The organism is Flavobacterium sp. (assembly GCF_036741995.1).
Lineage (GTDB): Bacteria > Bacteroidota > Bacteroidia > Flavobacteriales > Flavobacteriaceae > Flavobacterium.
Map to the genome: position 1 here is coordinate 115,780 of NZ_DAINRG010000002.1, position 12,142 is coordinate 127,921.

Here is a 12,142-nt window from a genome sequence, read left to right on the forward strand (position 1 = left end):
ATTTTTGGAGCTACATTCCTCTTAGTTTATAAGTATCAACGTGTTAATAACTTAAATTGTTGTTAAACTCCTAGAATAAAAACCACTTGTTTTTTTAATGTTTAATTTTGTTTGATAATCTAACACAATGTACAATGAAAGCAAAAATTACATTTTTCAGCATTGCATTGTTAATAGCTTTTTTACTATTAGGATGCAGCAATGATGATGCAAATTCCAACTCGAATTTGGCATCTTTGACTCCAAAAGCCCCATCGGGCGACAGAATGCAAGTACTCCCTTTGGGTTCTACAGTAAGTGATCTTCATGTTTATGGTGAAAACATTAAGTGGTATAGATTTGATTATTCATTATCCGAAACACCCGAAATTGACAATGGTGTTTTATTTAGTCCCGATATAACTGATAGTAGAATTTTATTATCCCCTCAAACTTATTTACAAGACAGAAAAATTTATTTTGCCACACAAACCATTAACAATATCGAGAGCAACATGTATCTCCCGGTAACGGTAAAATTAATGAAAATCGTGAGATAATTAAAATCCTGCTAATCACCGATAGCAGGATTTTTTTTTCTGTTGTGGAAAGAAAAATAAGCAATGAGTGTACTGATTAACATCAGGAAACTTCCCAGTATAAATGGAGCACCTGGTAGTTGAAACGGAGCGTCTTTATGGGTAAAAAAGTAAAAAACATTAGTCATCATCGGCGGTCCGACAATAGCGGAAGCACTCATTAAACTAGCCAAAGTTCCTTGAATTTCGCCTTGTTCATTGGGTGGTACTTTCTCTGAAATCACCGATTGCAATGCAGGGCCGGCAATACCTCCCAGGCAATACGGAATTAAAAAAACAAACATCATCCAACTTTCTGTAGCAAAGGCAAAGAGCAACATTCCGATAGTGTATAGCGCCAAACCGATGTAAATACTTTTTTCATTCCCCAGTCTTGGACTTGTCCAACGAATCAAGCCACCCTGCACAATTCCGACCAAAAGCCCCACAGCACCTAATGAAATGCCCACCATTTTTTCATCCCAATGGAAACGGTACATGGTAAAGAAACTCCAGTTACTCTGCACCGCGTGCCCTCCTACATACAAAAGAAAAACCGCTAAAATCAATCCAATCAGTGATGGATATTTTTTTAAATTAAGTAAGGCTCCAATGGGGTTAGCGCGTTTCCATTCAAATTCCCTGCGGTTCTTTTTGGGCAACGATTCGGGCAAAATGAAATAGCCATATAAAAAGTTCAACATACACAAAACCGCCGCTGCATAAAACGGCACACGCGAACCAAATTGCCCCAGTAATCCTCCTATAACCGGACCAATTATAAATCCTAAACCAAACGCAGCCCCAATCATTCCGAAGTTTTTAGCTCTGTTTTCTGGTGTACTCACATCGGCTATATACGCTGAAGCCGTTGTAATACTGGCACCAGTCACTCCGGCTATGATTCTTCCTAAAAACAACCAGGCAATCGTTGGTGAGAAAGCCAGTAACAAATAATCCAATGCAAAAGCAAAAAGCGAAATTAAAATAATAGGACGTCTTCCGTACTTATCACTCAAATTCCCTATCAACGGTGCACAAAGAAACTGCGTGATGGCATAAGCAAACGTAAGCCAGCCGCCATATTTTGCCGCTTCACTGATATCAGCATGTATGAGTTCTTTGATTAATTTGGGAATCACCGGAATGATAATTCCCCAACCCGTAATATCGATAAGCATCGTGATAAAAATAAATCCTATCGCCGCCTGTTTTTGGTTTTTTTTCATAGAGTAGTTTTTGGGCGTGCCCCCTTCGGGGTCGTGCTGTCCGCAGTACACGGTACTTGCTCCCATCACTCACGCAGTATGCAAATAAACGAAAAATCCCGATTAGAAGACCAAACGGAATTTTAAATATACAGGTAACGGGTAGAAACTTCAAAAGCCATATCAACCTATTAAAAAAGCAAAACCCGACATTTTCAGTCGGGTCGCTAACCACAATTATTATGAATAGTAAACAAGCTTTATGATTTTTCAACTGAAATAATCATTAGCCATAGTAACACTAATGGTTTGTTTAATGCTACTGACTACTTCTCCAATTTCATCCAAAAAAAGTCATTCCATCCTTCAATGAGTCTTGTTGGATCGGTATTTTTAGTTCTGTCCTGTTCCGGAATTTGAACGATTCTTTTATCCTTTACATCAAACTTGTAGATTCTCGGTTTGGCTTCCCCTTCAATAGTAAGTTCCACTTTATAAGCTCCATCTGCAAGATCTGCAAATTTAATTTCGCCCGGTTTGTCCACTCTTTTAAACGCACACGAAACCTCGTTCCATTTGGCTTGTTCTACCTGAGCTGTACTCGGTCCGTTTCCATAATTTTGAGCAAACAATTTGTTGTCTTTGAACATTTTCACACTCCACTTTACGCTCTTGTTGGTCTTGGCGCTGTTAGCCGGATTTGGCTTAAACTCTTCGTGTGTGATGTAATAGCCAAACACCAAATTACCGGTATCGGCATATTGCATGTAGGCAAAATTATTCCATGGGCCACGAACCACATACATTTCATTCATCGTTGCATAAGGATCATTATTGGTCAATTTAACCAATTCAAAATCGAATGCATAAAACATTTTATCGCCGGCATAAAAATCCAATCGGTAATTTCCGGGACCCCAGTCGGTTATAAATGATTCCGAATGTCCTACCCATTCCCCATCACGTTGGTAACGACTACTTGGCTCATTGAACTTGGTCTTCTTGCCGTCATCAAAAACTTGGTCTCCGGAATATTCAAAATAGTTCATGTATTGACCGTCCTTGTATACCTTGATTCTTAAATACTCCGACTGATCGGCAAAGGCATTTACTGTTCTTCCGTCAACCGTTTTATTGGGAATAAAAGTGGCCGTGTAACTATTTATTAATCCAGGACTAGAACCTGTTCCGTAAAGAAGCGAGTTAAACGTTACAGCCGGCGTTTGTTTGAACATAGTCCAGTCAAGTTTCAAACCGGCTGAACCACTGCTCCCTTTTTTCTTTTTGCCTCCTTTTACTGCTTCTTTTCCTTTCTCCACAGTCTCTACCACCTCAGATGCTTGATTGGCTGTGTTTTTGGCTTTGATAATTTTGTTTAATAATTGAGCATTAGTAGTCAAAAAAGAGAACAATACTAATCCCAGAAGAATACCTTTTTTTTTCATCTTACTTTAGTTTTCCAAAAATTTAAATTTTGATTTGATTTCTGGCCAAAACTAGGAGGAATGTGCTACCGGAACAATTTATCTATTGGACTATTTATAAATAATCGGCAGCTTAAATAAGGTGTATTTTTTTGATTTTTAAATACTTACTCTGTGTTTTTCAACTTTTCAATGTAATAATTGGGAGAAAGGCCGGTTTGCTTTTTAAAAACGCGAACCAGCGTATTGGCATCTTTATATCCCACTTCTTCGGCTATAGCTTGCAACGTATATTTTCGGAAATAGGGTGCGTCAACTAACTTTTGAAGTACATAATGAATGCGCAGTTCTTGGGTGTATTCCGAAAAAGATTTTTGCATAACCTGATTGAAGTATTGCGATAAATAAGCGGTATTGGTATTTAATTTTTTGGCCACAAAAGCCAACTTGAAATTCGGATCTAAGAAAACTTCTTTCTGCTCTAATTTTTTTAACCCTAAGGTCAATTTCTGAATAAGCTCCTCGTCAATTATTTGTTTTGTTGGTGCTTCAGTGGTATTGATTTGTGTTTTATTAATCCCTGAGGCTTTAGATTCTTTCAGGTTTTGAATAATTTTTAAAAACCGATAATGCTTTTCTTTCTGATGCTTGTAATAATAATAAAAACTAAAAACAACTATCCCTAAAACAATCAAGATACTAAAAAGGGAAATTTTAAAATAATTCTTAGAAGCTATAATTTTATTAGATTCTTCTTTTATAATATTTAAGTCATAGTTGTGCAGAAAATTTATAGATTTATTTTTTATGCCTTCTATGGATCGAATTAAGACTAGACTTTTTTGGGCGTACAGATAAGCATTCTTATTGTCATTTTTGGCACTGTAACATTGGGTCATTATGTTATAGGCCATCAATAGATTTTCTTTGGAAACTTTAGTTATCCGATAACTCTTTATATATTTTTTACAATAGAAAAAGGCAGAATCAATTTGCCTTACATGATAGAAACAATCGGCCATCCCCAAATCAAATAACTGTACTGTTCTTATGTTATCCTGAATAACCGTATACTTTTTCCCCTTTCTGTACAAAGACAATGATTTGTTGTAATCCTCTGCTAAAGCAGCACTTTTTGCTTCACGCATGTACAATAATGCTTGGGTGTAGTCTGGAAAAAAATTATCTTGTAACAGCATCGTTGCGGCTGCCTTAAAGTAATAATTGGCAGAATCCAAAAACACCACTTTTTTGGACTGAATATAGTACTGTTGGTAGGCTTCGCCAATGAAGTTGTATTTATCTGCAAATAATTTTTTATTCATTACTTTTTTTTCACCTACACCTAATTTTCGGTGTGGTGATGTCTTTAATTCACGCTTCAACAAAGCAATGCCGTTGACAAAATCACCCATAGCCACTTTTACTAAGCCATATTGTTCGTTAAAACGATTGTTTGGTAAACGGTTTTTATATTTATCAAGATAAAACAAGGCCATGTCATACTCTCCCAAATTCTTATGGATATAAAAAAGTTTGTTGACACACATGCCCATCAAGTCATGGTAAACTTGGCTTGATTTGGGAACATCACTTTTTTCTATATTTTTTAAAAGTGCCAGAAGAAGTTGCTTGGAATGAGCAAACTCGGATTTATTATAGAAGTAATTGGCGACATAATAGTTGCCGAAAAAACGAACCAATTCGTTTTTAGCATTACTCATTTCCAAAGCTTCAGCATAAGCTTGATCAGGATTTGAAATGAGATTTTCTTGTATGCTTCGGGTTCTTTTAATTTCAGCCTCGTTTAATTCCTGAGCAAAAGCTGAAGAAAAGGATAATAAAATTATAAAATAATAGATGATTTTATACATGTTGAAAAAACTGAAAAACGCTGCTAAAAAAATTTAAGGCGCTAAAATAAATAATAACCTATAGTTATTTTAATAAATCCCTAATAAGAATAGTTTTTTATTATTTGCACTTCACTTTTTAAATTTAAACGAAACCTTTTTGCTTAAAAAAATCCCGTCTCGTTAACAACAAGACGGGATTACATATATAGGCGCCTCATCCGAGGCAGGTAGAAATCCTAGAGCTCTAAAGCTTTCTTAGGATTGTTATCCATCAAAATTGCAACTGGGTTTTCCAACGCTTCTTTCACAGCCACTAAGAATCCAACGGATTCACGACCGTCGATAATTCTGTGATCATAAGACAAAGCCACAAACATTACCGGAGCGATAACGATTTGACCGTTTCTTACGATAGGTCTTTCCACCACATTGTGCATTCCTAAAATTCCTGATTGTGGTGGATTGATAATTGGCGTACTCAACATACTTCCGAAAACACCTCCGTTAGAAATGGTGAACGTTCCGCCAGTCATTTCATCAACGGTAATTTGTCCGTCACGGGCACGCAAAGCTAAACGTTTGATTTCGGCTTCCACACCACGGAAAGACAAGGTTTCTGCACTTCGCATTACCGGTACCATCAACCCTTTTGGTCCTGAAACCGCTACTGAAATATCACAGAAATTATAAGAGATTTTCTCCTGACCGTCAATCATAGAGTTTACATCAGGATATAATTGTAACGCACGAGTTACCGCTTTGGTAAAGAACGACATAAAGCCTAATCCTAAACCGTGTTTCGCTTTAAATTCTTCTTTGTATTGGTCACGCAACGCGTAAATATTGGTCATATCCACTTCATTGAACGTAGTCAACATGGCGGTTTCGTTTTTCGCAGCTACTAGACGTTCCGCTACTTTACGACGCAACATCGATAATTTGGTTCTTTCCGAACCACGGTTACCTCCGGTTGGAGTTCCCATAGATGGCACCGCATTTACCGCATCATCTTTGGTGATTCTGCCTTCTCTTCCTGTTCCGACAACGTCAACAGGTTGGATGTTTTTTTCGTCTAATATTTTCTTAGCTGCCGGTGATGGTGTTTGAGCAGCATAAGTAGTCGCGGCAACCGGAGCTGCTTTCGGTGCTTCCACTTTTTTCTCTTCCGCCTTTGGAGCTTCCGCTTTTACTTCGGCAACTGCAGGAGCAGCACCACTTGGTTTGGCAGCATCAGTATCGATTAAACAAACTACAGCACCAACGGCTACTGCATCGCCTTCTTCGGCTTTTAGCGTAATGATACCACTGGCTTCTGCTGGTAACTCTAGCGTAGCTTTATCAGAATCCACCTCAGCAATGGCTTGGTCTTTTTCTACATAATCGCCGTCTTTTACCAGCCAAGTTGCAATTTCTACTTCTTTTATCGATTCGCCCGGTGAAGGGACTTTCATTTCTAAAATCATCGTTTATAATTTTATAGTGTTGTTCTTGTTTCTTCTTTTTTTCTAGCCCCGATTGCAGCTGGCTACCATGTAGCGCGGAAAGCGGGAAACAGCTCCTAATTATCGGAACAAATTCTTGTCAAATACCATTCTGATGGCATCGGCATGTCTTCTTCTGTCACGTGTATGACTTCCTGCGGCTGGTGCTGCGTAGGCTTTTAACGAAGCCAATCTCCATTTTACCAAATCGAAATTCATCAACATATAGCTGTAAGCGCCCATGTTTTTTGGTTCTTCCTGTGCCCAAACGAAATCGTCAGCATTCGGATAACTGGCAATCACGGTTTTCAATTGCTCTACCGGCAACGGGAATAACTGCTCGATGCGTACCAAAGCTACGTCATTTCTCTTTTGAATTTCTCTTTCAGCTAAGATATCGTAATAGAATTTTCCGGTACAGAAAACGACTGTTTTTACTTTTTTCTTGTCGATGGATTGATCGTCAATCACTTCCTGGAACTGCCCTTTGTACAAGTCCTCTCGAGTGGAAACGCATAACGGGTGACGCAACAAACTTTTTGGTGAGAATACTACCAATGGTTTGCGGAATTTGGTTTTCATTTGTCTTCTCAACAAGTGGAAGAAATTCGCCGGCGTTGTACAATCGGCCACGAACATATTGTGTTTGGCACACAGTTGTAAGTAACGCTCCATACGTGCCGAAGAGTGCTCAGCTCCTTGTCCTTCATAACCGTGAGGCAACAAAAGAACGATTCCGTTTTGGTTATTCCATTTGTCTTCGCCACACGAAATGTATTGGTCAATCATGATTTGGGCACCGTTAGAGAAATCCCCAAACTGGGCTTCCCAAATCGTTAACGCATTCGGATTGGCTAAGGCATAGCCATAATCAAATCCTAAAACGCCATATTCAGAAAGCAACGAATTGAAGATGTTGAATTTTCCTTTTTTGCCTTTTACGGTGTTTAACAGGATTACTTCTTCTTCGCTGTCTTCTACTTTTACTACGGCATGACGGTGCGAGAATGTTCCTCTTTCCACATCTTGTCCGGAAACACGAATATCATAACCTTCGGTCAACAATGAGCCATACGCCAAGGTTTCTGCCGTTCCCCAATCGATGACGTCATTATCGTACATTGTTTTTCTATCGGTAACAATTTTGGAAATCTTGCTGATGAATTTTTTATCCGATGGCAAAGTCGAAACCGAAACGATGATTTCGTCTAATTTCTTTTTATCGAAAGTCGTGTCTACTTTTTTCAGCATTTCATCATCCGACACCTGTACAAATCCTTGCCATTCGTCCTGCATGAAAGGCTTGATAATGGTCAAATCTTTTTTGCGGGAAGCCTGGAGGTTTTCATCCAGGTTTTCTTTATAATCGTTTTCTATTTTGGTCAGATAAGCCGCATCAACAATTCCGGCAGTGATTAATTTCTCTGAGTAAATATCTCTCGGATTTTTGTGACGCGCAATCAATTTGTATAAAAGCGGTTGTGTAAAACGCGGTTCATCGCCTTCGTTGTGGCCGTATTTTCTGTAGCCCAATAAATCGATGAATACATCGCGACCGAATTGCATGCGGAAATCCAATGCAAAAAGCATCGCGTGAACCACCGCTTCGGCATCATCCGAATTCACGTGAAGTACCGGCGACAAAGTCACTTTGGCCACATCCGTACAATACGTTGACGAACGGGCATCTAAATAATTGGTCGTAAATCCAACTTGGTTATTGATAACGATATGAATCGTTCCTCCGGTTTTGTACCCGTCTAATTGCGCCATTTGCACAATTTCATATACGATTCCTTGCCCAGCTACTGCGGCATCCCCGTGAACGGCGATAGGCAATACTTTCGAGAAATCTTCGGGGAAATGCTTGTCTTGTTTGGCACGGGTAATGCCTTCAATCACGGCTCCTACAGTCTCTAAGTGAGAGGGATTCGGTGCCAAATTGATGTTGATTTTTTTGCCCGATTTGGTTTTTCTTTCGGCGGTTAATCCCAAATGGTATTTCACGTCACCGTCGAAATATTCTTTATCGTAATCTTTTCCGTCAAATTCGGAGAAAATATCTTGGGTAGCTTTGCCAAAAATATTGGCTAACACGTTCAATCTTCCGCGGTGAGCCATTCCCATTACGAAATGCTCTACGCCTTTTTCGGCTGCCGTTTCAATCAAAGCGTCTAACGCCGGGATGATACTTTCGCCACCTTCGAGTGAGAAACGCTTTTGTCCCACGTATTTGGTATGCAGGAAATTCTCAAACGAAACTGCTTCGTTTAGTTTTCCTAAAATATGTTTCTTTTGGTCGTTATTGAAGTTAGGAAGATTATCGTTTACATTCAATTTATCCTGAATCCATTGAATCACTTCCGGATTTCGCATGTACATGTATTCGATACCAATGTGCTGGCAATACACGTTTTTGAGATGGTTTAATATTTGCTGAAGTGTTTCCGGTTTGTGTCCTAATATTTTAGCGGCATCAAAAGTCGTATTCAAATCGGCAGCAGAAAGTCCGAAGTTTTCTAAATCTAAAGTTGGTGTTGAAGATCTTCTGGTACGAACGGGATTGGTCTCGGTAAAAAGATGTCCGCGGGTTCTGTAACCATCAATCAGTTTCAATACGTTGAACTCTTTTTGTAATTTATCCGACACGATACTACAATCCTGATTGCCGTTAATAGCATCAACCATTTGTTGTGCGGCATTTTCTTCAGTATAGGTCGTCATTCCAAAGTCAAACCCTTGAAAAAAGGCTCTCCAGCTTGGCTCTACGCTATCGGGATTTTGAAGGTACTGTTCGTATAAATCGGCAAAAAATTCGGTGTGTGCTGCGTTTAAAAAGGAAAACCTATCCATATCTTACGAGTAAATAATCTTTGTATTAAAAAATCAAATGCAAAAGTATGATATTTGTAATAATCTTTCAATGTTTTTAGTACATTTATAACGCTAATTTAACTCTCTACTTTAGATGAAAAAGAATACGATTCAAGATTTTACACCCTTTTTACTATTGCTGCTCCTTTTGGGGATTTCACAAACCGTTTTATCCCAAGAAAAACCGTTACCAAAAGCCAAAACCGGAGCCTTTTGGGACAATGTTCAGTTTGGTGGTGTTTTTGGGGTAAGCGCCGGTAATGATTATACCGATATTACTATTGCGCCAAGTGCCATTTATAATTTTAACGACCAATTTGCGTTAGGTACCGGATTTCAATACAGCCATTTAAAACAAAAAAATTACTATAATTCAAATATGATTGGTGGCAGCCTTATCGGTTTATTCAATCCTATTGAAGAAATTCAGCTTTCGCTGGAATTGGAAGAAATGCATGTCAACAACACTTATGTGTTTACGGATGGCAATTTCAAGAAAAGTTTTTGGAATACTGGCTTGTATGTGGGTGCCGGTTATCGGGCTGACAATGTCACGATTGGCGCGCGATTCAACTTGTTATTCGATAAAAATAAAGATGTTTATGGCGATGCGTTTATGCCTTTTATCAGAGTTTATTTCTAAACCATACTTTCATCCATTCTCTTTTTAAAATCAAAAAAGACACTTGTTCGGAAAGCTCTACCAAGTCAGAGCCGTCAAGCTGTTTCACGGTTTCTTCGGGCACGTCAATGATGTATAACAGGTTTAAATATTCAGCAAACCTGTATTGAATTAAGCGGTATATTTTTTCGTGCAATTGTACTTTCAATTCGTGTGGAGAAGTACTTTGCGGAAAGTCAATCGGTTCGTTGGCAAAGTTGAAATCCTTGTTGATTTGCTCAATGAGTTTTGAGTACAGGTTTTCCTTTTCGGCTTCCGAAAGTAACAAATCTGTATTGATTGGTGCAACAAACATTAGACGTTTCGTTTCATTAAATTCTCACCAAAAGCTTTCAAAATCGTTTTTTTATCCTCCTCAATTTGCATTTTTTCTAAGGTTTCAAACGCTTTGAAAGTATAGTCCTGAATGGCTGTTTGCGTCGTTTCACTAGCTCCGGTTTGGTTAAAAATTTCTTTTACCGAATCGATTTTATCTGTATTGTCATTGGGTTGGATGGAGAACAAATGCAGTAATTGTTCTTTCTCATCGGGCTTGGCAAACTCCATCGCCTTGAGATACAAATAGGTTTTTTTGTTTTCGATAATATCCCCACCCACTTGTTTTCCAAACGTTTCCGGATCACCAAAAGCGTCTAAATAATCGTCTTGTAACTGAAACGCAATTCCTAAATTCAAACCAAAATCATAAATAGCATTGGCATTTTCTTCGGAAGTTTGTGCCACAATGGCTCCCATTTTCATGGCAGCTCCCACTAATACCGCCGTTTTGTATTCAATCATTTTCAGATATTCTGCAATGGTTACATCGTCGCGCGTTTCAAAATCGACATCGTATTGCTGGCCTTCGCAAACTTCTAAAGCGGTTTTGCTAAACAATTTAGCCAATTCCTGAAAAACTGCGGGTTCATAACTTTCAAAAAACTGATATGCCAAAATCAGCATCGCATCGCCCGAAAGAATTCCGGTATTGATGTTCCATTTTTCATGTACTGTTTCGTTGCCTCTTCGCAAGGGCGCATCGTCCATAATGTCGTCGTGAATCAGCGAAAAATTGTGAAAAACCTCCACAGCAGTTGCTGCTGCTAATGCTTTTTGACAATCAGCATCAAAAACTTCCGTGGCCATTAACGTCAAAACAGGTCGCAATCGTTTGCCGCCAAGCGATAAAATATACCGAATCGGCTCGTAAAGATTGTTTGGCTCTTTTTGAAAAGTTAAGGAGTTAAAATGTGCCGAGACTAGGTCCTGATACTGTGCAATAGCGTGCATGAAAAATATTTTTTGGCTAATTTAGGGTATTCCCCTTGGATTACAAACGTCTTGTCTTAACGAAATGTTAAATTTATGTAAAAACTTTGGAAACTATTTTTGTGTTAAAAGTTTCCGTCATACATTTGCACCAGAATTTAGAATCTTGAGTTATTGAGATTCAGCAATATGTAACAGATAATGAATACTAAGATTATAACGAAAGCAACAGAAATGTATCTGACATTCGGGTTTAAGAGTGTTACGATGGATGATATTGCTTCTAAAATGGGAATTTCCAAAAAAACCATTTACCAGCATTTTGAAAATAAAAATGACTTGGTCGAAGCCGTGACCATGAATTTATTCGAAACCATTTCGTGTGGCATCGATGAAATATTGACCTTGGACCAAAATCCTATTGAAGAGCTTTTCACCATCAAAGATTTTGTGTTGCGAAATTTAAAAAACGAAAGCGCTTCGCCTATTTACCAATTGCAAAAATACTATCCTCAAATTCACAAAACTCTGATGTCGCGGCAATTTGCCAAAATGGACGACTGTGTTATAGCCAATCTGAGAAAAGGAATTGACCAAGGTTTATTCCGAGACGATTTGAATTTGGAATTAATCGGCCGCTTTTATTTTGCCGGAATGACCAGCCTGAAAGACGCCGAGCTTTTTAACCCAATACAATTCAGCACCAAAGTTGTACAGGAAACCTACCTAGAATACCATTTGCGAGGCATTTGCACCGCCAAAGGTGTTGCCGTATTAGAACAATTACTCAAAAACAATAATCAATAACAATC

General features: G+C 38.5%; 10 protein-coding genes. 3 read left to right on the forward strand and 7 right to left on the reverse strand.

Annotated elements, in window-relative coordinates:
* The first annotated feature begins 134 nt into the window (after window positions 1-134).
* On the forward strand, window positions 135-539 hold the full coding sequence (locus V7D82_RS01960; protein WP_333599291.1) for a hypothetical protein: 405 nt from the start codon (window positions 135-137) through the stop codon (window positions 537-539).
* An 11-nt stretch (window positions 540-550) separates the two neighbouring features.
* Here V7D82_RS01960 and V7D82_RS01965 read toward each other — a convergent pair whose 3' ends face one another.
* The 5 genes from V7D82_RS01965 to V7D82_RS01985 all read right to left on the reverse strand — a co-directional run bounded on the left by V7D82_RS01965 (window position 551) and on the right by V7D82_RS01985 (window position 9,379).
* Window positions 551-1,786, reverse strand: coding sequence for a TCR/Tet family MFS transporter (locus V7D82_RS01965; protein ID WP_333599292.1), 1,236 nt, complete (start codon window positions 1,784-1,786; stop codon window positions 551-553).
* Window positions 1,787-2,091: 305 nt separating this feature from the next.
* Window positions 2,092-3,210, reverse strand: a complete 1,119-nt coding sequence (locus V7D82_RS01970; RefSeq protein WP_333599293.1) for a hypothetical protein — start codon at window positions 3,208-3,210, stop codon at window positions 2,092-2,094.
* Between the two features lie 146 nt (window positions 3,211-3,356).
* Window positions 3,357-5,063: a helix-turn-helix domain-containing protein gene (locus tag V7D82_RS01975; RefSeq protein WP_333599294.1), complete on the reverse strand. Its 1,707-nt coding sequence runs from the start codon at window positions 5,061-5,063 to the stop codon at window positions 3,357-3,359.
* Window positions 5,064-5,281: 218 nt separating this feature from the next.
* The gene (gene odhB / locus V7D82_RS01980; protein ID WP_333599295.1) at window positions 5,282-6,508 is read right to left on the reverse strand and encodes a 2-oxoglutarate dehydrogenase complex dihydrolipoyllysine-residue succinyltransferase; all 1,227 of its coding nucleotides are present in this window, start codon (window positions 6,506-6,508) and stop codon (window positions 5,282-5,284) included.
* A gap of 99 nt (window positions 6,509-6,607) precedes the next feature.
* Window positions 6,608-9,379, reverse strand: coding sequence for a 2-oxoglutarate dehydrogenase E1 component (locus V7D82_RS01985; RefSeq protein WP_333599296.1), 2,772 nt, complete (start codon window positions 9,377-9,379; stop codon window positions 6,608-6,610).
* Window positions 9,380-9,494: 115 nt separating this feature from the next.
* Here V7D82_RS01985 and V7D82_RS01990 point away from each other — a divergent pair, with 115 nt between their 5' ends.
* Window positions 9,495-10,043: a hypothetical protein gene (locus V7D82_RS01990; protein WP_333599297.1), complete on the forward strand. Its 549-nt coding sequence runs from the start codon at window positions 9,495-9,497 to the stop codon at window positions 10,041-10,043.
* Here V7D82_RS01990 and V7D82_RS01995 read toward each other — a convergent pair.
* Window positions 10,027-10,377: a hypothetical protein gene (locus V7D82_RS01995; protein WP_333599298.1), complete on the reverse strand. Its 351-nt coding sequence runs from the start codon at window positions 10,375-10,377 to the stop codon at window positions 10,027-10,029. The genes V7D82_RS01990 and V7D82_RS01995 overlap by 17 nt on opposite strands.
* Complete coding sequence (locus V7D82_RS02000; RefSeq protein WP_333599299.1) at window positions 10,377-11,351, reverse strand: polyprenyl synthetase family protein; 975 nt, start codon at window positions 11,349-11,351, stop codon at window positions 10,377-10,379. Before V7D82_RS02000 ends, V7D82_RS01995 begins: the two co-directional genes overlap by 1 nt.
* 180 nt (window positions 11,352-11,531) lie before the next feature.
* Between V7D82_RS02000 and V7D82_RS02005 the strand changes: the two genes are divergently transcribed.
* Window positions 11,532-12,137, forward strand: a complete 606-nt coding sequence (locus V7D82_RS02005) for a TetR/AcrR family transcriptional regulator (RefSeq protein WP_333599300.1) — start codon at window positions 11,532-11,534, stop codon at window positions 12,135-12,137.
* Window positions 12,138-12,142: the final 5 nt, after the last annotated feature.

Excerpts from the sequence above, each read along its gene's own strand:
- V7D82_RS01960 (WP_333599291.1), top strand. The coding sequence starts at position 135 with ATGAAAGCAAAAATTACATTTTTCAGCATTGCATTGTTAATAGCTTTT.
- V7D82_RS01965 (WP_333599292.1), bottom strand. The coding sequence starts at position 1,786 with ATGAAAAAAAACCAAAAACAGGCGGCGATAGGATTTATTTTTATCACG.
- V7D82_RS01970 (WP_333599293.1), bottom strand. The coding sequence starts at position 3,210 with ATGAAAAAAAAAGGTATTCTTCTGGGATTAGTATTGTTCTCTTTTTTG.
- V7D82_RS01975 (WP_333599294.1), bottom strand. The coding sequence starts at position 5,063 with ATGTATAAAATCATCTATTATTTTATAATTTTATTATCCTTTTCTTCA.
- odhB (WP_333599295.1), bottom strand. The coding sequence starts at position 6,508 with ATGATTTTAGAAATGAAAGTCCCTTCACCGGGCGAATCGATAAAAGAA.
- V7D82_RS01985 (WP_333599296.1), bottom strand. The coding sequence starts at position 9,379 with ATGGATAGGTTTTCCTTTTTAAACGCAGCACACACCGAATTTTTTGCC.
- V7D82_RS01990 (WP_333599297.1), top strand. The coding sequence starts at position 9,495 with ATGAAAAAGAATACGATTCAAGATTTTACACCCTTTTTACTATTGCTG.
- V7D82_RS01995 (WP_333599298.1), bottom strand. The coding sequence starts at position 10,377 with ATGTTTGTTGCACCAATCAATACAGATTTGTTACTTTCGGAAGCCGAA.
- V7D82_RS02000 (WP_333599299.1), bottom strand. The coding sequence starts at position 11,351 with ATGCACGCTATTGCACAGTATCAGGACCTAGTCTCGGCACATTTTAAC.
- V7D82_RS02005 (WP_333599300.1), top strand. The coding sequence starts at position 11,532 with ATGAATACTAAGATTATAACGAAAGCAACAGAAATGTATCTGACATTC.